Raw genomic sequence first — 24,376 nt, 5'->3', positions numbered from 1 at the left:
CTTTGCAAGCTCGAAGGCTTAAGAGCCGAAGGCTTAAGAGCCGAGGCAGCGTCATCGGAGCCTCCCGGGGTCACCAGGGGAATTGTGCCTGATCAGGGCACCGTTCCAAGACACAAGAGCCGAGCCCACGCTCGGCTGCTCTTCGCGCTGCGCGCATGAGTCGAGCATGGCTCGACTCTACAGAAGCGTCATCCACGCATGTCGGAGATCTACTGGGCAACGACCTACGCCGCAGGCAACTGCATCCCCACATATTCGGACAGCCCGCGGCAGGCCAGCAGCAGGCCGTCACGCACGTCATCGCCGACGTTCTGCACCTCTTCGCCATCCACACGCAGGCGCTCACTGGCGTGCAGCATTTCCAGCAGCACGGTCAGGCCCGCCGCCGCGCGGTCGATGCGGGCCCGGGCCATGCATTGGCCCGGCGAATGTTGTGCGCTCGGCCATGCCTGGCCATCGGCACCTTCGCCATGGCGGATGCGGCGCAGGTAGTCCAGCAGGCTGGGGCCCTCGCTGCTGTTTGCCGCCTGGGTGGCAGACAGCGTGGTTTCCAGCGTGCGCGCCAAGGCATCGGGGATGCTGGCGGCGGCGTCGCCCAAGGTGGCGAACAGCAGGGGATAGTGGGAAGCAGTCATGTCGGCAATCCTCATGCACAAGGCAGGAAGCCACCAACGCGTAGGCGAGGGTGGCGGGCGGTGGGTGGTTCCAATACCGGTGACCGTTGCTGAAACGCCGGCGGGCACGAGGCCCCCACGCACCGCCCGCCATAAGGCGCGCGGACGGATTGCCTGCCGGACGCCACGCACGAACACGCGCGCAACGCCGGCAGGCAAGCGTAAACAACACAACAGTCAAACGGGATTGGAAGCCCGTGCCATCCGTTGTCGATGGCCCCCCAACATTTCCATGTGAACCGTTGGCGCCTCTATGAGGATTGTTTGAAATCTCGAAATACGTGCAATCGAGGCGTGGGCGCGCGTTTGTGGTTGATTGCGTCAATCCTGGGTCGGAGGACTGGGGTCGGTCCATGCCCGGCGACCGTTCGCGCACCGCCTGTAGAGCCGAGCCCATGCTCGGCTGCCCTTCGCGCTGCGCGCGTGAGTCGAGCATGGGCTCGACTCTACAGAGGCCGCAGCCGACCAATGTCATCTTCATTCCTCCCCGGGGCAGGGTGGTCTTGCAACGGTCATCAACCCGGTCCACACTTCGTTGCCGATCTGAAGACGGCAACGATGACCCACAAGATCCCGCTGTTGATCGACACCGACCCCGGTGTGGACGACGCCCTGGCCCTGCTGATGGCCTTCGCCGATGAACGGCACGACGTGGTCGCCCTGACCATCGCCGCCGGCAATGTCGGCCTCGAGTACACCGTCCGCAACGCCCTCAAGCTCTGCGACATCGTCGGCCGCACCGACGTGCCGGTGTTCGCTGGCAGCCCCGATCCGCTCATCCACCCCTCGATGGACGCTGCCCACGTGCACGGCCGCGACGGCTATGGCGATGTCGACCTGCCGGCGCCGAGCCGCCAGGCCGAGGCCGAACACGCCGCGCTGGCCATCCTGCGCCTGTCGCACCAGTACGCCGGCGAGCTGATGCTGGTCATGCTGGGCCCGCTGACCAACCTGGCGCTGGCGCTGAAGCTGGACCCGACCCTGCCCCAGCGCATCAAGCAGATCGTGGTGATGGGCGGCGCCGTCACCTGCCACGGCAACATCACCCCGGCCGCCGAATTCAACATCGCCTTCGACCCCGAAGCGGCGCATGTGGTGTTCACCTCGTTCAAGCACCTGCGGGTGTCCGACTGGGAGGCCACGGTCGCCCACGGCCTGCCGCTGGAGCAGGCGGAGCAGTGGCTGCAGGCCGATTCCGAGCGCGCGCGCTTCTACGAGCTGATCTCGCGCAAGACCCGCGCGCTGTCCGAAGACGCCAAGGGGGGCCGCTGGTACACCGCCGATGCGGTGGCCATGGCCTGGGCGCTGAACCCGGAAGGCCAGCTGCAGGTGGAATCGCGCCCGCTGAACGTGGAACTGAATGGCACGTTCAGCCGCGGCGCCACCATCGTCGACTGGAACCGCCAGACGGGCCAGCCGGACAACTGCGACCTGCTGATGGCCTACGACCAGGCCCGCTTCGAGACCTTGGTCCGGCAGGCGCTGGGCGCGAATTGATCCCGATACGCAAACACCGGTTGCCCCGCGCGGCAACCGGTGTTTATAATGCCGCTCTTGACCACCAGCCCATTTACGGTGTGAGCCCATGAAGGCCGATATCCATCCGAACTACCGCGACGTCGTCTTCGAAGACGTCACTTCCGATTTCAAGATCCTGACCCGCTCCACCATGGCGACCAAGGAAACCACCACCTGGACCGACGGTAACGAGTACCCGCTGGTCAAGGTCGAAATTTCCTCGGCTTCGCACCCGTTCTACACGGGCAAGCACAAGGTGATCGACACCTCGGGCCGTATCGACAAGTTCCAGAAGCGCTACGCGCGCTGATCCGTCGATCCAGCTTCGAACCGACGGCCGCGCTTTGCGCGGCCGTTTGTTTTTGTCCGGCGCCCACCAAACGGGCGTTTGGAACGGCGGAACAGACCGTTCAGGGGATGGCATCTTTGCCCATCAAGGCCGCTTGCCGGCACGGTTGCGCCTGCCTGTCGTCTACGACTTCCGTCTAGCACCCGACAAATGCTGCTGTGCGATAATGGGCAGATCCCCGGCACAGGCCGAGGACGTCATTCACGTGCCTGACCAACGCGCTTGGGCAGGCGCCTTCCCATGAAGGAGCGCACACAGTGTCCGATCTTGATCAGGTCACGCTCAACGCCGGCGAAAAGTCGGTCGTTCTGCCCGTCATCAAACCCACCCTCGGCAACGACTGCGTCGACATCGCGAAGCTGACCAAGGAAACGGGGTTCTTCACCTACGATTCCGGCTTTACCGCGACGGCCAGCTGCAAGTCTGCCATCACCTACATCGACGGCGACAAGGGCGTGCTGCTGTACCGCGGCTACCCCATCGAACAGCTGTCGGAGAAGTCCAGCTACGTCGAAGTGGCCTACCTGCTGATCAACGGCGAGCGCCCGAGCGCCGAGCAGCTGAAGGCCTTCACCGATGAGCTGACTGCCGAAGCCAACGTCGATGCGTCGATCAACGCGCTGATCAGCAGCTTCGCCAAGGATGCCCACCCGATGGCCATCCTGACCGCGGCCATCGCGCAGCTGTCGGCCATCTACCACGACTCGCTGGACCTGTCCGACGCCGAACAGCGCCGCCAGGCTGCCGTGCGCCTGATCGCCAAGGTGCCGACCCTGTCGGCCTTGATCTACCGCCACGGCAAGGGCCTGCCGGCCAACAAGCCGGACACCTCGCTGGATTACGTCAGCCGCTTCCTGAAGCAGACCTTCGAGTCGGCCGATGGCCAGTACGATCTGAACCCGGACGTGGTCAAGGCACTGGACCTGCTGTTCATCCTGCACGCCGACCACGAGCAGAACGCCTCGACCTCGACCGTGCGCCTGGTCGGTTCGACCGGTGCCAACCCGTACGCGTCGGTCGCCGCTGGCGTCACCGCGCTGTGGGGTCCGGCCCACGGCGGTGCCAACGAAGCCGTGCTGAAGATGCTGGAAGAGATCGGCAGCGCCGACAACGTCGAGTCCGCCGTGGCCAAGGCCAAGGACAAGACCTCCGGCTTCCGCCTGATGGGCTTCGGCCACCGCGTGTACAAGAACTTCGACCCGCGCGCCAAGGTCATCGGTGAGATGACCAGCAAGGTGCTGGACCAGCTGGGCGTGCAGGATCCGCTGCTGGACGTGGCCGTGAAGCTGGAACAGGCCGCGCTGCAGGACGAGTACTTCGTCGCCCGCAAGCTGTACCCGAACGTCGATTTCTACAGCGGCATCATCTACAAGGCGCTGCAGATCCCGACCGAAATGTTCACCGTCATGTTCGCCCTGGGCCGTACCTCCGGCTGGGTGTCGCATTGGCTGGAACAGCAGGTCGACCCGGAAATGAAGATCGGCCGTCCGCGCCAGGTCTACACCGGCAGCGACGTGCGCGACTACCAGGGCTGATCGCCGGCGGTAGGTTGTGCTGAGAGCGCCCCGCATCCGCGGGGCGTTTTTTTTTGTTGCAGACTTGGTAGGTGCGGACCGTTGGTCCGCACGATCTCAGCGCCCGCACCGTACCCCGGTAGCGCCGGGCCATGCCCGGCGGCTGTTGCCCTGGTAGGTGCGGACCGTTGGTCCGCACGACGTCGGCGCCCGCGCAAAACCCTCCACCCACTGCGCCCATCAACCACGCCTGGTAGCGCCGGGCCATGCCCGGCGGCTCCTGCCCTGGTAGGTGCGGACCGTTGGTCCGCACAATGTCGGCGCACGCGCAAAACCATCCACCCACGGCGCGGACCCACCACGCCTGGTAGCGCCGGGCCATGCCCGGCGGCTTACAAACGCCAAGACCGCGTGATTTACAGGTCTCACCAGCTTCACAAGCGCTCGCGCAGCCTCGTCATGGCCAGCTGCAGCCGCAGCACTGTCATGGAGCGTCCACACATGAGTACCCGATTCGACCCACCCGAGCGCGGCCCGCTCGGCCCTGACGTCGCCACCGTCGTCACCGCCCCCATCGTGGCACCGCCCAGCGAAAGCGCTGTCTCCTGGGGCGCGATCTTCGCCGGTGCCGCCGCCGCTGCCGCACTTTCCCTCGTCCTGCTGATCCTCGGCGTCGGCCTCGGCCTGTCCTCGGTCTCGCCGTGGTCCTTCGAGGGCGTCAGCAAGGAAACCTTCGGCTGGTCCAGTGTGGCCTGGCTGACCTTCACCGCACTGGCCGCCTCCGGCCTGGGCGGCTACATCGCTGGCCGTCTGCGCACCAAGTGGACCCAGCTGCACGGTGACGAGACCTACTTCCGCGATACCGCACACGGCTTCGTATCGTGGGCCGTAGCCACGCTGCTCACCGCCGGTCTGCTGACCTCGGCCATTGGTGGCGTGCTGGGTGCCGGCGCCAAGGTTGCAGGCGCCACTGCAGGTGCTGCAGCGTCCACCGCGGGTGTTGCCGCAGCCGGCGCCGGTGCGGCGGCTGCGGGTGCGCCGGAAGGCGACCTCAACTACTGGGTGGATTCGCTGTTCCGTAATGCAACGGCTCCGGGCCCGGACGCCGCCGCTGCGCCGCCGGCCCCGCCTGCACCGGGCGCCGCCCCGGGTAATGCGCCGATGGACCCCGCTGCACCGCCGCCGCCGCCGGTGGCCGCCACTGCCGGCCCGCGTGATGCCCGCATGGCCCCGCCGCCGCGCCCGATGCCGGGCAATGGTCCGATGGGCGATCGCCGTGAGGTGCGTGCCGAGGTAAACCGGATCATCATCAACAGCCTGCAGGGTGATGGCCTCGACCCGGCGGACACCCAGTACCTGGCGAGCCTGATCGCCCGCGAGACCGGCATGAGCCAGGCCGAAGCCCAGGCCCGCGTGACCGACGTGCAGACCCGCATGCGTGCCGCGCTGGAGAAGGCCAAGAACACCGCCAAGCAAGCGGCTGACGATGCGCGCAAGGCCACGGCTTATGCCGCGCTGTGGCTGTTCATCACCCTGCTGATCGGTGCGTTCTTCGCCAGCCTCAGCGCCACCTGGGGCGGCCGCCGCCGCGACCTGTAACCCGCATTCCATGCAAGGAGACCTGCCATGAAAATGATTCTGCTCTGGCTGTTGGGCGTGCCGATTCCGCTGTTGATCCTGTACGCGATCTTCTTCTGATCGCGCGATGTTGAATGAGCATCAGGCCGCCGAAAGGCGGCCTGATGTTTTTGCGGGAATGTCCTGCGGCGGGCACGGCGCCCGACAGTAGAGCCACGCCATGCGTGGATGCCCTTTGCAGACGCTCTAGGCACGCAGCAAAGCATCCACTGCGGTTCTGTAAGCCTTTCGGTAGCGCCGGGCCATGCCCGGCGGCTTTGCTTTGCGCGTTGGGTGCCTGCAAAGAGCATCCACGCATGGCGTGGCTCTACAGCGGTTATGTACGCATCTCGGTAGCGCCGGGCCGTGCCCGGCGGCATTGCTGTGCGCGGATGGTATCGGCGAAGAGCATCCACGCATGGCGTGGCTCTACTGCTGCTCTGTACGCGCTTCGCTTCGGGACAGTGGGCATCTGCAAGAGCGCCCACGCATGGCGCCGCTCTCGTGCGGTGCGCCCGCGAACCTTGGAACGTAGCAATTGACCAGCGTCGCTTTGTCACCGCGCGCTCTGCAATGCATTTAATTGCATTATCGCGTGAGAAAAGTTGCATATCTTTAAATCTCTGATCGCCTTCAAAAAACGCTCTTAACAAGCCCAAATTTAGGAATCGTTGAATAGCCTCGGCAGCCAGACAATTCCTACCATTCTCTCCGTCACCCCATCACCCACCCTCCGGTGGGGTGACGCTCTCCTCCCACCTCCCCCCGGGAGGAGAGCACCTTCTTTTCATTGTCCGAGAGAGACAACACCGATGAACACTTTCCTGAAAAAGGCCGCGCTTGCTGCAGCGCTGGCCACCGCTTCGCTGTCCGCACACGCCGCCGAAGCCGAAATCGCTGTCTGGGCTGACGTTGACCCCACGCTCGCACTGCTCAAGGCTGACGGCAGGCCGTTGGACAGCTCTGTCAAGCTGGGTCACAACCCGGCCAACGGCAAGCTGACAAAGTGGAGCGAAACCGTGCGCATTTACTCCAATGCCACTGATAAGGATATTGAAGTTCGCCTGGGCTTCAGCCCCTCGCTGTCACTGGTCGGCGGCGGCGGTACCCCGGTGCCTTTGAAGGTGTCGTTGAACAAGCAGGTGCTGGCCACGACAGCGATCACCTTCGATGCCGATGCCATCTTCGATGGCGCCACGCCTGGCGCATCGCTGCCTATGGACCTTGAGATTGAACAGGGCAACGACGTTGCGATTGATAAAGAAGGCCGCTACGAAGGCATCGTCCGCATCGCCATGGTCCAGGCCGCTGGCACCCCGTAACACCCAGCGTTGACCCCCGCGCCGGCCCGACCACCGGGCCGGCCGCTCCAGGCACCACACCCATGAAAGCTCCCGCACCCGCCGTCACCCGGCTGGCGGTCGCGCTCGCCTTGTCGCTGGCCACGCCGCTGGTCGCGGCACGCGGCGTTCCCGTCGGTTTCGAGGATCTGGTCGAAGGCCAGACCGAACAACTCGATATCCGTCTGTTCGGCCGCAGCGCTGGGCTGTCGCCGGTGCGCGTCACCCTGGAACACGTGCAGCTGGAAGATCCCGCGCGCGTGATGCAGGCGCTCGATCTTTCACCCGAGGCGCAGGCCGCACTGCTGCCAGCGCTTTCTCAGCCGCTGCCGCGCAACAGCCACCTGGCTTGCCGTTTTGGCGGCGCCGAAGCCGGCTGCGGCTATCTCGATCCACCAGAGGATCCCAACGCCGTGCGTGCACTGTACGACGAAGGCGAGGGCGCGGTGCGTCTGTTCGTGGCCAAGCAGTGGATCACCGCTGAGCCCGCTGCCAGCCGCTTCCACCAGATCAGCAGCAACGCAGAAAATGCCTTCCTGCACCAGCAGACCATCAACCTCAGTGGTGGCCGCGGCTACCAGGCGCTGAGCGCGCAGGGCGCGGGCGCGCTGGGAATGTTCGAGCGTGGCCACGTGGCCGTGGACTGGACCTTCAACAGCCAGCAGTACCGCGGTGGCCGCCGCCGCCACGATTTCCAGTTCGACAACGCCTACTACCGCCATGACCTGGGCCAGCAGCATTACCTGCAGGCCGGGCGCATGGACCGCCGCAACCTGTCCAGCCCACAGGGCGGCACCTTCAGTTTCAGCATGCTGCCGATGGACCGCTTTGCCGGCCTGCGCATCGGCACCACCCAGGCCTATGTGGATACCGAAGCGGCCGTGCAGTCCACGCCGCTGACCGTGCTGTTGGCCCGCGATGCACGCGTGGACGCCTTCGATGGAGAGCGCCTGTTGCAGAGCTTCTACCTGCAGGCCGGCATCAACGATCTGGATACGCGCCGCTTCCCGTTCGGCAACTACACCGTCACCCTGCGCATCTACGAAGACGGTGTGCTCGTTCGCAGCGAGGAGGCACCGTTCGACAAGGGCGGCGACTGGGCCAACAGCAGCGTGCAGTGGTTCATGCAGAGCGGCCGCCGCAACGAGCGCCGCAGCGAGCGCTTCGATGGCGAGATGGCGGCCATGGCCGGCCTGCGCGTGCCGATGGGCCGCGACATGGCGCTTACCGCAGGCGTCGCCGATCTGGGCGGCTTCAGCTACGGCGAGCTGCGCGTGGACCTGCGCCACCTGTTCGCCACCCAGGACGTGCGCGCCAGCTTCAGCGGCATGCGCGGCAGCGATGGCAGCAGCGGCCAGCAGCACCAGTTGTCCTACCGCCGCAAGGCGTCCTGGAACGTCTACCAGCAGCGCATGCGTGGCCGTGCCTGCCAGTTTGAATTCGACGCCCGCGACCGCCTGGCCTGCGCTGATTCGCTCAGCGCCTCGATGTCATTGCCACTAGGCGGTGGCAACGCCTACGTCGCCTACACCCGCCGCCAGACCTGGAGCCGAGGCACCGTGCTCACCCCCGACCCCGATGACCCGATGGCTGCGCTCGACCCGCTGCTGCCGTGGGAGCCGCGCTACAGCCGCGACCCCAACCTCACCCGCACCTGGCAGGCCAGCTACAGCCGCGTGCAGCGCTGGCAGGAGTTCAGCGTTTCCACCCGCGTGGGCGTATGGCAGCAGGCCACGCAGCGCAGCGCGGGCGACAGCCGCGACCGCGGCATTTTCATCAACCTCAGCCTGACCCGCCTGCAGCGCCGTGACATCGGCAGCTCGCAGCGCCGCTACGCCGTGGACGTGCGCCAGCCGCAGCACGCGCGCCCGGATGTGAACTACGGCGCCAGCCAGACGCTGCGCCAGGAAGTGGATGCACTGTACCGCGAGGCCACCGTGGACCTGCGCGGCAACAACAATGACCGCTACAGCGCATCACTGAGCGCGCAGACCCAGAATAAGTACGGCCACACCGGCGCCAGCGTGTCGCACTACCAGCAGCGCGGTGGCGACGAACTGAGCTACACCGCCACCCACAGCTCCGGCCTGGCGCTGGGTCGTCGTGGTTTCTACTGGGGCGGCGGTCTGGGTGCCGAGGCCGGCCTGGCGGTGCAGGTGGATGGCACCGACGATCTGGAACTGACCGGCGTGGCCGCCGAGCTGCAGGTGGGTGGCCAGCGCAGGCAGCGCTTGGCGCTGGGCGAACGCCGGCTGATGCCGCTGTCGGCCTATCAATCGCACCGCGCCGAAGTGCAGGATGCCAGCGCCCTGAACAGCGACGCCGCCATCCGCGTGACCGGCGTAGGCGGCGCACGCCCGCTGTTCCTCGCGCCTGGTCGCCTGGTCCGCATGCCGGTACCGATTGAAGTGACCTACACCTTCATCGGCAATGCGCGCGACGTGGCCGGCGTGCCGCTGGGCGGCGCCCGCATCCTCAACGCCCCCGTGCCCGGCACCGGCAGCAATGGCGGCTTCGTGGCCGACTTCCCGCGCCGCGAGCGCACCTTGTACCTGCTGCAGGACGACCGCCTGCTGCAGTGCCCGCTGCAGGTGCGCGAACGCCGCAGCGTGGTGATGCTGGTGGGCGCGGTGAACTGCGAGCCGCTCTCAGTGGCGCAGCTGCCGCCGGATATTCGCCAGCAGGCGCGGGTAACTCGACTGCTGCAGGAACAGGCGTTGATTGCAGGCACGCAGCAGACCGCTGCGGCAGGAGGTACGCCATGAGGCGCGCGATGCGCGGGTTGATGTGGGTGATGTTGAGTACAGCGCTGGTGGTGATGGCGCCGCGCGCGTTTGCGCAGCGGCCGCCGGAGACGCATCCGGTGAGCGAGCATCGGGACATTGTGATGAGTTGGGATAGGTCGGCGTTGCCGGGGGATGTGGAGCTTTGGGTGCCGCGAACGGTGCTTGCCTATGACGGATCTGCGCCGTACCCGTACGCCGTTGCTCACGTCACATGCACGTCCTCCACAAGTGCGATCAACGGACGCTGCCCTGAGGTTGGGCAGCACGGTCTTGCGAGTCCCTATGGGGAGATATCCATACTCTTGAAGGAGTCTCGCTCAGGGATGCAAACCGAGGTGGCACTGCTGGGCAGCGGTCAGCGGCCAGCGTCCGGGCAGTCATGCTGGTCAAACTACTGGCCTAGCATTGCGACGATTCCGTTGTGGAATGCAGATGTAGAAGTTTGCGGACGGCATCAGGGCGCAGGTTTAGGTGCCGGACTCCTACTTCCAAGTGCGCAACTCACGAGGCTAGTGGCTGGCCACTGGACAGCGCAATTGATTTTGCGAATGAGCGCGTTGGTTGGTGGTCCCGCAATAGCTACATACACATTCAATCTTGATTTTACGATCACCGACCGCGACGCAGTAGCCATCTACTTCCCGCACTTCGACGAGATCTCTCCGCACGTCGGGATGAACCTGCGCTACGACCCTATCCACCAGACCGTGGGTGGCGGCACGACCGTGGATATGTGCCTGTATGACGGCCTCGGCTCGCAGGCCCCCTACCTGGGCGTCACCGTCCGCGATTCCGGCAGCCGAACACCCGGCCCCACCGGCTTCTCCGCATGGCATCGCGACAGTGGTGGCACGGGCGACAGCGAGCGCCTCGATTACAACGTCACCCTCGACTACAACGGCGCGCCGCTGCCCATGCGCAATGGGGTGGAAGAACAGCTTACCGGCATCGATGCCGCCAAGTTGAAGCTGGTGGTGCTGCCGGGCATGAGCCAGCCCGTGTTCTGCGTGGATACACCGCTGCGGCTGGAGATGCCGCGTGTGCCCATTGCCGAGAAACAGGCGGGCTATTACCGCGGCGATCTCAAGGTCGAACTGCGCGTCCCCACCGGTGTGCCCTGATCCCCACCAGGAGTGTCCATGAAACGTCTTTCTTTCTGTCTGCTGCCCCTCTGCCTGCTGCTGGCGGTGCCAGCCCAGGCAAACCTCACCGTGCATCCCATGCGCACCTCGGTGGATGCCAAGCGGGGCACGCAGATCCGCGTCTACTCGCAGTCCACCCAGCCGCAGTACATCCAGGCCTCACTGCGGCGCATCGTCAACCCGGCCGATTTCGATGAGCGTGAGGTGGAGGTGGAGCCTGGCGACGCAGCCATTGCGGTGACGCCTGCCAAGTTCGCACTGTCAGGCGCCGGCAATCGCCTGATACGGGTCATCCCACTGCAGCCAGTGGAACGGGAAGCGGCGTATCGCGTGTACTTCGAAGGCGTCAGCGGACCTGAAGAAGCAACCGCAGACGCCAAGGAAGTCGCGGAAGCCAAGGTCGGCGTCAACCTGGTCTGGGGCGCGCTGGTGAACGTGCTACCGGCCGACGGCACGGTGTTGCCACGCCTGCAGGGCGACACCCTGCGCAACGAGGGTACCTTGCGTATGGGCATTACCAGCATTTCCGATTGCGTCGGCAACCGCTGCACTGCGCACGACGTCTCCCGCAGCCTGTACCCCGGCAGTGCGCTGCAGCTGCCGTTTGCCGTGGCACCCGGTCACAGCGTTCAGCTGCGCTATCGGCTGACCCGCGATGGCTACCGCGAGCACGTGCAGACCCTTACCCCCTGATCCCCACACCCCGCCACGCGCAGGGTGCGGGCGGGTTTCTTCTGTATTCCCTGTTAAGGAGACACCTGATGAACAAGATCTATCGCCGTCTATGGTCCAGCGCCCGGCAGTGCTGGGTGGTGGCCAGTGAACTGAGCTGTACTCGTGGCAAGCGGGCGGACCAGCGTGGACTCAGCGCACCCCGCGCGATCTGCGCCACCGCGATTGCCTTGGCATTCGCGCCCGTAGCCCAGGCAACCTATTTTGTCGGCTGTGGGACGGGTACGGGCAGTGGCTTCGTAGGATGCACGCCGTTCATTGGCCAGAGCGACAGCACGCCGTATGCCAACGCGAGCTTGTCGAGCCACAACTTCATGTCCATGGGGGCTGGTGCGCAGACCGATGGTGGATACTCGACAAGTTTCGGCAACTATACGGTCGCGAAAGGCAATTACGTAGCAGTGTTCGGCTACGGCGCAAAGACCACGGACGGCTACTCTTCTGTCTTTGGTGCACGTGCGCTCGGCGATGGCGTCGGTACCAGCGTCTTCGGCAATCATGCAAAAGCATTCGGTGAGAACAGCATCGCCTTTGGCAGCGGCGCGCAGACCGCATCAGGCGCTGGCGAAAGCCGCGTCGCCATCGGTGGGGATGCCTACGCCGGCTCAAGTGGGTGGACCGGTGCCATTGCCGTTGGTGGCCGTGCCAGGGCAGAGCAGGACGCTGTTGCGCTGGGCTACGAGGCCGTGGCAAGCGGTGAAAAGTCGCAGGCACTAGGGCGGGGTGCGAAGGCCACGGCCACCGGCGCTACGGCCATAGGCGCCGCGTCACGTGCGTCCGGCAAGCAAGCGCTGGCAATGGGAATGAGCGCGCATGCTAGCGGTGAGCAGTCACTGGCAGTGGGCGAGAAATCAGTTGCAAGTGGCTGGTCGGCGTTCGCCGTGGGCGCAGGTGCAAAGTCCGAGGCAGAGAGCGGAATGGCATTTGGATATGAAGCCAGGGTATCCGGCACGTCCGCAGTGCGCGCGGTCGCGCTGGGTGAGAGAGCGAATGCAACGCATGCTGATTCGGTTGCATTGGGTGCAAAATCAGTCACCACCTCAGCCAACCAGGTGTCGGTCGGCAGCGCTTCACTGAAGCGCAAGATTGTTTTTGTGGCTGACGGAGCAGTGAGTCCTACCAGCAGCGAAGCGGTCAATGGCGGCCAGCTTTGGGATGCGCGCGAGCTGGCAGAGCGTGGAATCTACGATGCCGCACAGGCAAAGCGCACGGCCGATCAAGCGCTCATCAACACCCGGCTGGTGACCGAAGTGTCAGGCAACCAGATCCGTGTAGGTGGTGAGAACACAGGCAACGTAGTGAATGTCTCCAACAAGAGTGGAGAGATGCGCTACATCAACGGTGTGCGTAACGGCACACTGAGCGCGACCAGTACCGATGCGGTTACCGGCCAGCAGATGTTTGCCACGAACCAGAAAATGGAAGTAGCTCAGCGCGCGTTGGCCACTGGAAGTGTAATCGACGCATCCAGGAAGGCAACTGCCACCGGCGACCTCGCTGTGGCGCTCGGCCAATCAGCCAAGGCAAACGGAGTCGCAGCGATTGCCTTGGGCAACAGCGCCGTGGCCGAAGGCGGTAATACGATCGCCATGGGTAGCGCGGCCGGTGCCACTGGCTCCTTCGCCGTAGCGCTGGGCGGTAACGCCAAAGCCACACATGACAACTCCGTTGCGTTGGGTGAGAAGTCGGTCACCACGGGTGCGAAACAGGTGTCCGTCGGTAGCGCTTCAATGAAGCGCAGGATCGTCAATGTGGAAGATGGCACCGTGAATGCCGCCAGCAGCGAGGCAGTGACCGGCAAGCAGCTGTTCGCGACAAACACCCAGCTGACGGCGACTGCTGCCCGGCTGGAGGCGGAAGCACTTGCACTCGGCAAGGCTGCCGCAGCGGAGGGTGCTGGTGCGAATGCGGCCACCGCTGTGGGACAGGCGAGCAAAGCCTATAACGAGCGCTCCCTTGCCGTCGGCAACGATGCGCGGGCCGGCGTGGATGCCAGTGGCAACAAGGTTGCTACGGGAAAGGCCGGTGTCGCTCTCGGCAGTGGCACCCGCAGTGGTGAATCCTCGACGGCGGCGGGTGACAGTGCACAGGCCGTCGGCAAGCAATCTGTCGCAGTGGGGGCGCAGGCCAAAGCTACGGGTCTGCTGTCTACCGCGCTGGGTTACGGAGCACAGGCAACCACTGGGCAAGCGACCGCGCTGGGCCGGGAGTCCGTTGCCTCCGGATCTTACTCCACCGCGCTCGGAAACCTGTCCAAAGCAACGGCAGAAAGCGCCATGGCGTTGGGCGACCGCGCCGGGGCTGGTCACTACCGCTCCGTCGCGCTCGGTAGCCAATCGGTCACCACGGGCAACGAGCAGGTATCGGTGGGTAACGCGAGCCTGAACCTGAAGCGAAAGATCGTCAATCTGCAGGATGGTGCAGTGAACGCGACCAGTGCCGAAGCGGTGACTGGCAAGCAACTGCACACCACCAACGCCGAAATTGTCTCTGTGCGTGCGGTGGCAGCGGCGGCGCAAACCTCCGCCGACAGGGCACGTGCCACGGCCGATGACGCGCTGGGCAAGGCCAACGCACTTGGTGGTCTGCTCAGTGAATCAGCACCTGATGGCAATCTCCGCTTGGGTGGGCATAACTCGGGTAACGTCCTGGACGTGAGCAACAGTTCAGGCGTCGGGCGCAGCCTGACCGGCCTCGCCGACGGTGCCATCAATGCGACCAGCACCGAGGCGGTAACCGGCAAGCAGTTGCAGGCCACCCACGACCGGCTGGCAACGGCACAGTCGCGCGCTGATGCCGCCCATGCTGGCGCCACGGTCGCGCAGACGACGGCTGACCAGGCGAAGGCCAAAGCCAATGCGACTGGCAACGCGGTGGCCACGGCAGCGGTGATTGAAGATCGCAATCGCGCCACCGCCACGGGCAATCTGGCGATGGCGATGGGCCAGGCGGCCAAGGCCAATGGCATAGCAGCCTTTGCCATGGGCCACAGCGCCGTTGCCAGTGGCAACAATGCGGTGTCCGTGGGTAGTGCATCAGCCGCTTCGGCCAGGGCCGCGGTGGCATTGGGCGGCAATGCCAAGGCAAAGCACGAGAATTCGGTGGCTCTAGGTGAAGGCTCCGAGACCGCCGGCAACGATGAGGTATCGGTGGGCAACGCTGCGACGGATATGCAGCGTCGTATCGTCAACGTGGACGATGCACGTCTGACCGACAGCAGCACCGACGCAGTGACCGGCAAGCAGCTGTTCGCGACCAACGAGAAGGTCCAGGCGAATGAGAGCGTGCTGGCGGGCCACACCAGCGACCTGGCCGCGCAGTCCGGCCGCATTGCCGAGACGCGACGTGATCTGGATGCGCTGCGTTCGGAGTTTGAGGACTTCGATCCGGACCTTGATGGCGTCGTGAAGTTTGCTGGCGACGGGAGTGTGGATGTAGCTGGTGGTAAGGTTCGCGGCGTTGCTGCGGGTGACATCAGCTCGGCGACGAGTACGGATGCGGTGAATGGTGGGCAGCTGTTTTCTACCAATGAACGGGTGAATAGCCTTGAGTCTGACGGGCGGCTGGTGGCTCTCGGGCGTGAAGCCGGCGCCGAGCGCGCAGAGGCTGGTGACTACGGAGTTGCAATCGGAAACGGTGCCCAAGCCGCATTGAACTCTGATGGCGGCACCGCCATTGGCAGCTTCTCCAGTGCGCTTGGAGAGAACTCCGTTGCGTTGGGGCGTGGTTCGCTAGTTAGTGACTTTGCAGCGCTTGGCTTTGCATTGGGTACCGCCGCGAGGGTAGAGGCCCGATTGGGGGTTGCCTTGGGCGCTTATGCAAAAGTTGACGCCTCTGCTGTCGGGTCCGTCGCTCTAGGGACGCACTCCGAGGCATCCGAGGAAAATGTGGTCTCTGTAGGTAATGGGACCATTAAGCGGAAGATCGTCAATGTTGGCAGAGGCGGCCAGTCTGATGACGGAGCGGTAGTAGGGCAGGTGACTGATGCATTGGCTGCGGTTGGTGGTGGCGCTCGGATGGATTCCAGCGGCAACATCATTGCTCCAACCTACAACGTCCAAGGCGGCACTCAGAACAATGTCGGCGATGCCCTCGCCGCACTCGACAGCGCCGTAGTCACGGCAGACAGCCGCGTGGACAACCTGGAAGGCAAGCTTCGCTCCGCATTCCAGGAAGGCCTGTCGGTGCGTGCCGATGGTCTGAATCAACTGGTGCTGACAGGCGCCAACGGCTCGGTGCTGACCAATCTGGCTGATGGCCGCGTTGCCGCGGGCAGCCGTGACGCTGTGACCGGTAGTCAGCTGTTTGAGGCGAAGCAGGAGATTGCGCGCAACCGCAGTGATCTTGACGATATGCAGCGTCGAGGTAGCATTTCGGCACTAGGTGCCCTCGAGCTGGATGGCTCCGTGCTCGCTGATGTTCACTTCGGAGGCGCTCGACTGACTGGCGTTTCGGACGGGAGAATTTCGAGCGCGAGTTCGGACGTCGTGACGGGAGCGCAGCTCTTTGGTACCAATGAGCGTGTGTCTAATCTTGAGACATCAGGACGGGTAGTAGCTGTTAGCTCCAAAAATGAGTGGAACTCTCATGCGAAAGTCGGGAAGGATTCTGTCGCAGTGGGTGAGTATGCTGCGGCGAGCGTAGGCAGCGAAGGCGGCACGGCTGCTGGTCACTATGCCCAAGCGAATTCCAAGAATTCTGTAGCAATTGGTCAATCTTCGTGGGTGAGTAGCTTTAACGAAGGAGGCGTGGCAATTGGGTCGAGAGCGAGGGCTGACGGCCCGCGAAGCGTAGCCATAGGTGATGGTGCTTGGGTTTTCGCTGGTGCGGATAACTCGGTAGCTGTTGGGGCGGGCTCTGAATCGATGCGATCCAACGAGTTCTCGATCGGAAACTACTCGAACAGGCGGCGGTTGACGCATGTCGCAAACGGTATCCGCTCCTACGATGCAGCTACAGCTGGACAGCTGCAAGAGTCGCTGGAGGTTTTTGGCGGAGGCTCCACGCTGGATGCGCAGGGAAATGTGGTTGCTCCTACTTACCGAGTGCAGGGCGGAGTTCAGAGCAAAGTGGGAGATGCTTTGGCGTCCCTCGACTCTGCAGTCGTCAGCAACACCACCCGCACCGACCGCGTGGAGTCCCAGCTGCGCGCAGTCTTCCAGGACAGCCCCGGCGTCCGCAGCGACGGCCTGAATCAGCTCACCTTCGCCGGTGCCAACGGCATGGTGCTCTCCAACGTGGCCAACGGCGCCATCGCAGCCGGCAGCCGCGACGCGGTCAACGGTGGCCAGCTGCATTCCATGCAGCAGCAGCTCAACGGCCGCATGGACGGGCTGGAACAGCGTATCGATGGCCAGCCGCAGTCGCGTGCATTGACGGTCGCTGCCGCAGACGCCGGCACGCCCTCAACCGTGCCCGTCACGCCTGCCGAGGCCGATACGCCCTCAGCCCCCACGCCACCGTCCAGCAGTGACAACAAGTCCGTAGCCGATGCCGGCAATGCACCCAAGTCCTCGCCGCAGCCGCAGGCCGAGGCGCCCAAGCCGGAATCACCCAAGCCGCAGGTGGACACCGCCGAGCTGGAGAAGATGCTGGCCCGTGCCAACGAGTACAGCGATGGCATCTCCCGCGAGGTGGATGCGCGCCTGGACAAGATGGACAAGCGCTTCAACCGCATGGCGGCGATGACCAGCGCGCAGAGTGCGATGGCCATGAACACCGCCGGTCTGAACACCTACAACCGCCTGGGCGCGGGCGTGGGCTACAGCGATGGCGAATCGGCCATGGCCGTGGGCTACCAGCGCGTGTTGAACGACAAGGGCTCGGCCACCTTCAGCCTCAATGGTGCCTTCACCAACAGCGGTGAACGCAGCATGGGCGTGGGTGTGGGCATCGGCTGGTAAGCCGTGCAGCCCCGGCGTGGCGCGCAGAACCAGGCCCCCCGCGCCGGGGCACTTCAACGGGAGATGGAGGTGTACAGCATGTTCAGCCGGTTCATGACCTACCGGCGCTTCTACGTGTGGCGTGCGCGGTACAACTATGTGACCCGCGGGATCAGCGGACGCGCGTGTATCAACGCGGTGCTGCTTCTGGGCGTGTTGTATTCGGGCTGGATCATCTGGAAGCTCAGCGATCCGCCGGTACCGCGCGTGCATCCGGAGACCGCCAGGGTGCAGGTGCGGATGATGGCCGAGCAGGTGGCGCACAACATTGCCGTGGCCATGGATGGCGGCGGTACGCGGGGTACGCCGTACACCACGGCAGCGCAGGTGCGTGCCGCCGCGCGGCGGTCGATCCGCGTGCGCGAGGTCTATCTCACCCAGGAATCCCGGCAGCTGCAGGCGCACATGCTGGCCGACGTGGCCGACTACATCAAGGTGTCGGGGGTGTGCAAACCCTATCTGTGCTGGCATGTGGGTGAGAATGTCGCACGCCTGCGCCGGGCGCATGAGCGCACGGCGACGCTGGAAGCGGCGCTGCGGCCAGTGCTGGGGATGCGCGATGGCCCCGTACCCAAGCTGGGCGGGGATCTGGAGCGGCTGCAGAGCGCATGGTCGGAGAATTTCCATGATGTATCGACCTATGGCATGGCCATGAATGACGTGCAGGTGATGCACGAAAAGATGATGACCGAGTATCCCCGGCGTGCGCCGATGCCGTGGTTGTCGCGGTTGCTGGACAGACCGGTGGACCCGACGTACATGTTCTGAGCGTGCATGTAGAGCCGAGCCCATGCTCGGCTCCGGGCCATGGCGCAGCCGAGCGTGGGCTCGGCTCTACAATGGGCATGAGCGGACGGCGGCGCTGGAAGCGGCGCTGCGGCCGGTGCTGGGGATGCGCGATGGCCCCGTACCCAAGCTGGGCGGGGATCTGGAGCGGCAGCAGAGTAGAGCCGAGCCCATGCTCGGCTCCGGGCCATGGCGCAGCCGAGCGTGGGCTCGGCTCTACCACGGGGTTGCCTCGGGCAGCCACAGGATCACGGCTGCGCCGCCCAGCGGGCTGTCGCCGATCTCCACATGTCCCCCATGGCGCTGGGTAATGGCCTTGACCATCGCCAGCCCCAACCCGAAGCCTTCGGTGGACTGGCCCAGGCGCACGTAGGGCGCAAAGACCTGTTGGCGATGAGCGGGGGGAATACCCGGTCCGTCGTCTTCCACCCGCAGGCGCAGGCCTCCCTGGTGCACATCCGCGCGCATCCGCACTGCCGACCGGGCATGGCGCACCGCATTGGCCAGCAGATTGCGCACAGCCAGTTCCAGCGCCGCTTCGTTGGCATGTACCGTCAGCTGCGGGCAGCACTGGCGGGTTACTACCGGGCCGGGCGATCGGCAGATGGCCGCTGCCGCATCCTGCAGCAGCGTCTGTACGTTCACCGGGCGGCGTTCCACCAGAGGCATGCGCCCGAAGCGCAGATACTCCACGCTGGCGGAGGTCAGTTCCTGCAGCAGCTGCAGGTCGGTCTGCAGGTCGTGCAGCAGGGTGCCCTCATCGCCCGGCAGCGTCTGCTGTTCCTCCATCAGCCCCACCGTGAACCGCATGCGCGCCAGCGGCGTGCGCAGTTCGTGCGCCATGGCCTGGCCCAGCAGGCGCTGCCCATCCAGCAGCACCTGTAGCTGCTGGGAAAGATCATCCAGGGCATGACCCAACGGCCGCAGCAGGCGCGTGCGCAGTGGCGGGACGGGGTGGCTGAAGGCATTGGCCTGCAGGTGATGCACGGTGTCGTGCAGAACTTTGACGTCATGCCAGAAGCGGTGGATGAGAAAGTACAGCGGGAGCGCGACGGCGGCAGCTACGGTGGTCAGCAGGCTCAGCCAGTAGAGCCCGTCCTCCAGCAGGTTCTGCTCATCGTCGTCGTCCTCCGGCACGTTGCTGAAGTCCCCCAGCGTCAGCACGGAGTTCGTTCCTGCGAGCCGTTGGTGGCTGTAGGCACCGTCGGCGGACACCACGATCTGACCATTCCGCAGCTTGTCCGCGTCAGCAGCAGGCAGCTGCCCAACGACTTCATCCAGCTGCTGCAGCTGCAGGGGATACGCAAACAATGTCTGCAGCCCCGCCAGGGCCTCGGCCCGCTGCGCGTCGGGTACCTGCAGCAGGCGATCGGCCAGCAGCGCGTGGCTGCCCTGTACGCGGTAGTGCAGGGTGGATACCGGCGTCGGGTCGAGCAGCCGTTCCCACGCCAGTGTGCCGGCGGTCAGCAACAGCAGCTGCGCCACGATGAAGGTCACGCAGTAGCGGACATAGAGGGGCAGTGGCCCCTTCATGCGCCGTGACCTCACTGCCAGCCGCTTGCGTTGAACAGGTAGCCCCGCCCGCGCACGGTGCGGATCCGCAACGGCTCGGTATCGAGATCGCCCAGCTTGCGGCGCAGCCGCGATACGCGCGCGTCGATGGACCGGTCCATGCCGTCAAAGCCGATGCCGCGCAGGCCTTGGAACAGCGCATCGCGGTGCAGGATACGGCCAGCGTTGCGCGCCAGGATCAGCAGCAGATCGAACTCGGCCGTGGTCAGCGCGACCGGCGCGTTGTCCAGCTGCACGGTGCGGCTGCCGGGATCGATGCTCAGCTGGCCGAAGACAAGCGGCGCATGGTCGGCCTCCCCGCCAACGTGCGTGCGCCGCAGGTGGGCGCGAAGGCGCGCGACCAGCACGGCCGGCTCGATGGGCTTGGTGAAGTAATCATCCGCGCCCAGCTCCAGTCCCACCACTTGATGGATGTCATCGGCGCGCGCACTGAAGATACACAGCAGGCCGGCGTACGCACGCCGTAACGCCCGGCAGGTATCCAGGCCATCCATGTCCGGCAGACCCAGGTCGAGCAGAATGATCTGCGGGGTCTCGCTGGCCACGTGCTGGATGGCGTCTTGCCCGGTGGCAACCCGGGTGACGTGGAAGGCGTGGCGCTGGAGGTAGCGGGTGATCAGACCGGCAAGGCGGTCATCATCTTCAACAAGCAGGAGCCGATGCATGCGCGTTAGGAATAGTTGCAGAACGCGGTCGATGGTAGGCAGTGCATTGCCATTCACGTCACTGCCAAATGCGACATGGCGTTGCAATGCAGGGGCTGCGTTCAGCTGGCGTGGCGGGGTGTTACAGAACGTCAGGATGGGCCTGTCTGCCGTGACATGGGTGCCACAGACGCACTGAGGCACAGGCGGGCTGGCATCCGCAAGCTAGGGGCTCCAACAACGTGGAGTCCCACATGAGCAAGAAGCTGTCCCCCCTGATCGTCGCCCTGGCCCTGGTTGCCAGCCCCGCTGCTGCGTTCGCCGATGCCGGTGATCGCGTTGGCGCCTACGGTGTGGTGGGCCTGGGTAAGGGCAAGGTCACCGCACACGGCAAGCAGTCCGCTGCAGACAAGAAGTCGAAGGACGTGGGCAGCTCCAAGCTGGCCTACAACGTGGGTGCCGGTTATCGCATCAACGAGTATCTGGCCATCGAGTCGGATTTCAGCGGCACGGCCAAGGGCAAAAAGAAATCCTCCAAGAAGCAGGGCACCCTCCAGCGTGCCGATGTCAGCAGCCGCGCATTGACGGTATCGGCGCTGGGCATCATCCCGGTGGGCGACAGTGTGGAGCTGTTCGGTCGCGTGGGTGCCGGCCAGATGCAGACCAAGTACGCGCCTGGTGGTGATCTGGGCAAGGTGAAGGCACGTGGCTTGGCGACGCAGTATGGCGTGGGCGCGAACTTCTATCTCTCTGAAAAGAGCTTCATGCGCATCGAATACGACGTCCTGCGTTCCCGTAAAGGCAGCGAGGTGGCCAAGGCTGCAGGTGGCAACCGCCTGAACAATTCGCAGCTGACCGTTTCCTACGGCTACAACTTCTGATGCCTGAGCCGGGGCGGGTGGTGTCTCTCTCCCACCGCCCGCCCTGGCGGGTGCACTGCCACGGACGCGTGCGAATGAATGGTATTGCAGGGGTCTGGACCCCTTACATGCGGGCGCTTTCGCCCAAGCGACGGGCCATGGGGATGCTGGCCACGCTGCCGGATGCCGCCGGAGAAGCCTCGTGCTGGCAGGATCCGCTGAGCACCATCGCTCTGGCCCGTGGCCGCAAAGGCTTGTCGCCCGGCAAGCCGGTGCAGGTGTCGGCATGCGGCCGCTACGTGGTGGCCATCGACGGCTTGCTGATGACACCCTGTGGCCAGGAGCTGGCCGCACTGATCACCGGGCAGGGTATTGCTGCGGTGCTTCCGCAGCTGCGAGGTGCGTATGCGCTGGCTGTGCTGGATCTGCAGTCGCTGGAGCTGTGGCTGGTGCGTGATGTGGCCGGCCAGCACCCGCTCTACTACGGTTGGCTGCAGGGCGATTTCGTCTTCGCTTCTGCACTGCGCATGCTGCGTGCCGACCCGCGCTGCGAGCCCACGATCAACCGCGATGTGCTGGCCCTGTATCTGCAGCGTGGCTATGTGCCTGCGCCGCACTGCATGTTCAACGGCCTGTTCAAGCTGCGTGCCGGTGCGGTGCTGAAGATGGATGCACGCATGCTGGTCAACGGCCCACGCATGCATCACCCCGGCATTGACCAGCGCATTCTTTCGCTGGCGGAGGCCACTGCAGGTGGCGCACCGCTGGACACTGCAGCCGATGATCGCATCGCGGTGCAGCGGCTGGATGCATTGCTGCACCGTGCGGTGGGCGATGCGCACGCCGCAGGCGCACGCGCGTGTTTCCTGTCGGGGGGCGTCGACTCGTCTTTGGTGGCGACAGCGCTGCAGGCACATAGTGCAACGCCCGTCGACACGCTGTGCGTGGGTTTCCGCCATGAGGACCATGATGAGCGGCCGTGGGCGGCGGCAGTCGGCAAGGCGCTGGGTGTGCACCACCATGAGGTGCTGCTGTGCGGGAACTCGGCACGTGAGCTGCTGCCGGAGGTTGCCGAGGCTTGGTGTGAGCCGTTCGCCGATGCCTCCCAGTTGCCGACGCTGCTGGCCAGCCAGTGGATGGGCCATCGCCAGGGCTTGGCCCTGGCTGGCGATGGCGGGGATGAACTATGGCTTGGCCATGCGGCCCACGCCAAAGCGCTGCGCAATGCGCGGCTGGCCCGCCTGCTGCCGTCACCGCTGCGCCGCCTTGCCCGCAGCTGCGCAACGCGGTTCGGTGAACGTCCACGACTGGGCGGGTGGCCTGCGCTGATGGCGAACGTGGCCAGCGCCGATATCCGCCATCACTTCCATCTGCGCACGGTGCGCTGGCGGCAGCCCTGCCAGCTGGTGAAGGGCGCGCGGACGTTGCGCACCTTGTATGACGACCCGCACGGCGTGCCGCTGCATGCCGATGACGCGTTGCAGCTGCAGCAGCTTGAAGTGTCGATGGAACTGGCCGAAGGCATTCTCACCAAGACCCATCGTGCGGCGCTGCACGCAGGAGTGCAGGTGCAGTCACCGCTGCTGGATCCGGAGATCATGGCGTTGTCCTGGCAGTTGCCTGCGCACATGAAATACCGCGATGGGCAACACAAATGGCTGCCGCGGCAGGTGCTGCGTCGCTATCTGCCGGAAGCACTCGTGAACCGCCCCAAGCGGGGGTTTGGGCCGCCGCTGGCGACCTGGTTGCGCGGTCCACTGCGGCCTTGGGCCGATTCATTGCTGTCAAGCGCAGCGCTGCAGGTTCACGGCCTGTTTGACGAGGCGGTGATCCAGCGGATGTGGCGGCAGTTCCTGGCCGGCGAGCGGCGCTGGCACCCGCTGTTGTGGACCGTGCTGATGTTCCAGGCCTGGTACCAGCGGCACGTGCTCAGCCCGGTGCGCGCCCTGTAGAGCCGAGCCCATGCTCGGCTGCGCGGAATACAGCCGAGCATGGGCTCGGCTCTACAGGGGCGGCACGCTTGAGCTGCCGACGTAGGTGGTGATCTCCGCGTCCGCCAGCAGCTGCCGCAGCTGCGCGATCGACGCCCGCCGCATCGGCTTTTCATCCACCGGCGACAGCGGTGCCTGGCGCATGGCGTCGTAGGGCAGCACGGCCAGATCAAAGGTCAGTTCCTCCGCACTGAATACCCACACCGGGACATCCAGGCTGCGTTCGCGGTCCAGGCGCAGCCGCCGCACGCGCGATTCGGCGGGGATGCGGTGTTCGTCCAGGAAGCGGTGCACGGCCTCGGCGTCGTCGCTGTGCAGGTGCAGCTGCACGGGGCTGTTGGCATCGGCGGTGCCCTCCAGCACCGGCCCGACCAGGCGCGGGGCGAAGCCATGCAGGAACTCCAGGGCGTTTATGGCCGCTTCGCGGCGCCGCTGCAGTTCGTTGCCATGCTGGGGGCCGGCAAACAGCCGCTGGTGTTCGCGCAGGGCGTCTTCGATCTCGGAATTGCGGGGCAGGGAGGCATCGTCGTGGATGCCGAGGCGGCTGGCGGCCTTCAACTTGGCCTGGTGGTAGTCGCGGATGCCGCCTTCGGCCATGAGGCGGGCGGCTTCGTGGGCGAGGCGGTGGCGCCGCTCGCGGGTCTGGCTGGCAGCATGCTGACGTGCCCGATGCATGCAAAGACTCCTGATGCGACCTGGGGACAGGTTAGCGCAGTGATGTGACCTCTGCGTGGGGGCGCGGCTCCCGGAGCGCCAACCAAGGTTGGCATCTACCGGTAGCGCCGGGCCATGCCCGGCGGATGCGCGAGCGCCAACCAACGCCGGCCCCCGGTAGCGCCGGGCCATGCCCGGCGGATGCGCGAGCAGTGCCAACCAACGGTTGGCACCCACCCGTACCGGCAGCCATAC

General features: G+C 65.3%; 16 protein-coding genes. 12 read left to right on the top strand and 4 right to left on the bottom strand.

The window, feature by feature from the left end; all coding sequences use genetic code 11:
- Positions 1-224: 224 nt before the first annotated feature.
- Entirely contained in the window at positions 225-635 is a 411-nt protein-coding gene (locus FJU31_RS09455) for a hypothetical protein (protein WP_150454527.1), read from the bottom strand.
- Positions 636-1,232: 597 nt separating this feature from the next.
- Here FJU31_RS09455 and FJU31_RS09450 point away from each other — a divergent pair.
- The 10 genes from FJU31_RS09450 (at position 1,233) to FJU31_RS09405 (ending at position 18,382) form a co-directional block, all read left to right on the top strand.
- Positions 1,233-2,171 (top strand): nucleoside hydrolase, encoded by a 939-nt coding sequence (locus FJU31_RS09450; RefSeq protein WP_150454526.1) that lies wholly within the window; start codon positions 1,233-1,235, stop codon positions 2,169-2,171.
- Between the two features lie 88 nt (positions 2,172-2,259).
- Positions 2,260-2,502: a type B 50S ribosomal protein L31 gene (locus tag FJU31_RS09445; RefSeq protein ID WP_079223041.1), complete on the top strand. Its 243-nt coding sequence runs from the start codon at positions 2,260-2,262 to the stop codon at positions 2,500-2,502.
- 296 nt (positions 2,503-2,798) lie between these two features.
- Positions 2,799-4,076, top strand: coding sequence for a citrate synthase (locus tag FJU31_RS09440; protein WP_150454525.1), 1,278 nt, complete (start codon positions 2,799-2,801; stop codon positions 4,074-4,076).
- 480 nt (positions 4,077-4,556) lie between these two features.
- The gene (locus FJU31_RS09435; protein ID WP_150454524.1) at positions 4,557-5,654 is read left to right on the top strand and encodes a hypothetical protein; all 1,098 of its coding nucleotides are present in this window, start codon (positions 4,557-4,559) and stop codon (positions 5,652-5,654) included.
- A gap of 830 nt (positions 5,655-6,484) precedes the next feature.
- Positions 6,485-6,994, top strand: coding sequence for a CS1 type fimbrial major subunit (locus tag FJU31_RS09430; RefSeq protein ID WP_150454523.1), 510 nt, complete (start codon positions 6,485-6,487; stop codon positions 6,992-6,994).
- Positions 6,995-7,056: 62 nt separating this feature from the next.
- Complete coding sequence (locus tag FJU31_RS09425; RefSeq protein WP_150454522.1) at positions 7,057-9,777, top strand: TcfC E-set like domain-containing protein; 2,721 nt, start codon at positions 7,057-7,059, stop codon at positions 9,775-9,777.
- Entirely contained in the window at positions 9,774-10,919 is a 1,146-nt protein-coding gene (locus FJU31_RS19465) for a CfaE/CblD family pilus tip adhesin (RefSeq protein WP_150454521.1), read from the top strand. The genes FJU31_RS09425 and FJU31_RS19465 overlap by 4 nt, the downstream gene beginning before the upstream one ends.
- An 18-nt stretch (positions 10,920-10,937) precedes the next feature.
- Positions 10,938-11,633: a pilus assembly protein gene (locus FJU31_RS09415; protein WP_150454520.1), complete on the top strand. Its 696-nt coding sequence runs from the start codon at positions 10,938-10,940 to the stop codon at positions 11,631-11,633.
- Between the two features lie 68 nt (positions 11,634-11,701).
- Entirely contained in the window at positions 11,702-17,575 is a 5,874-nt protein-coding gene (locus tag FJU31_RS09410) for an ESPR-type extended signal peptide-containing protein (protein WP_150454519.1), read from the top strand.
- 78 nt (positions 17,576-17,653) lie between these two features.
- On the top strand, positions 17,654-18,382 hold the full coding sequence (locus tag FJU31_RS09405) for a hypothetical protein (RefSeq protein WP_150454518.1): 729 nt from the start codon (positions 17,654-17,656) through the stop codon (positions 18,380-18,382).
- Positions 18,383-18,616: 234 nt separating this feature from the next.
- Here the strand turns inward: FJU31_RS09405 and FJU31_RS09400 are convergent, their stop codons facing one another.
- Positions 18,617-19,933, bottom strand: a complete 1,317-nt coding sequence (locus FJU31_RS09400) for a sensor histidine kinase (RefSeq protein ID WP_150454517.1) — start codon at positions 19,931-19,933, stop codon at positions 18,617-18,619.
- Positions 19,934-19,944: 11 nt separating this feature from the next.
- The gene (locus FJU31_RS09395) at positions 19,945-20,637 is read right to left on the bottom strand and encodes a response regulator (protein ID WP_150454532.1); all 693 of its coding nucleotides are present in this window, start codon (positions 20,635-20,637) and stop codon (positions 19,945-19,947) included.
- A gap of 233 nt (positions 20,638-20,870) precedes the next feature.
- On the opposite strand from FJU31_RS09395, the gene FJU31_RS09390 reads away from it, so the two are divergent.
- Together FJU31_RS09390 and FJU31_RS09385 are read left to right on the top strand one after the other, a co-directional pair.
- Positions 20,871-21,497, top strand: a complete 627-nt coding sequence (locus FJU31_RS09390) for a porin family protein (RefSeq protein WP_150454516.1) — start codon at positions 20,871-20,873, stop codon at positions 21,495-21,497.
- A gap of 107 nt (positions 21,498-21,604) precedes the next feature.
- Positions 21,605-23,428, top strand: coding sequence for an asparagine synthetase B family protein (locus FJU31_RS09385; RefSeq protein ID WP_188115479.1), 1,824 nt, complete (start codon positions 21,605-21,607; stop codon positions 23,426-23,428).
- Positions 23,429-23,479: 51 nt separating this feature from the next.
- Here FJU31_RS09385 and FJU31_RS09380 read toward each other — a convergent pair whose 3' ends face one another.
- Complete coding sequence (locus tag FJU31_RS09380) at positions 23,480-24,142, bottom strand: hypothetical protein (RefSeq protein WP_150454514.1); 663 nt, start codon at positions 24,140-24,142, stop codon at positions 23,480-23,482.
- Positions 24,143-24,376: the final 234 nt, after the last annotated feature.

Origin of the sequence: Stenotrophomonas cyclobalanopsidis (assembly GCF_008710035.1) — a bacterium.
Taxonomy (GTDB): Bacteria; Pseudomonadota; Gammaproteobacteria; order Xanthomonadales; family Xanthomonadaceae; genus Stenotrophomonas; species Stenotrophomonas cyclobalanopsidis.
The sequence above is the reverse complement of the archived record's forward strand: the minus strand, read 5'-3'. Positions and strand labels throughout refer to the sequence as shown.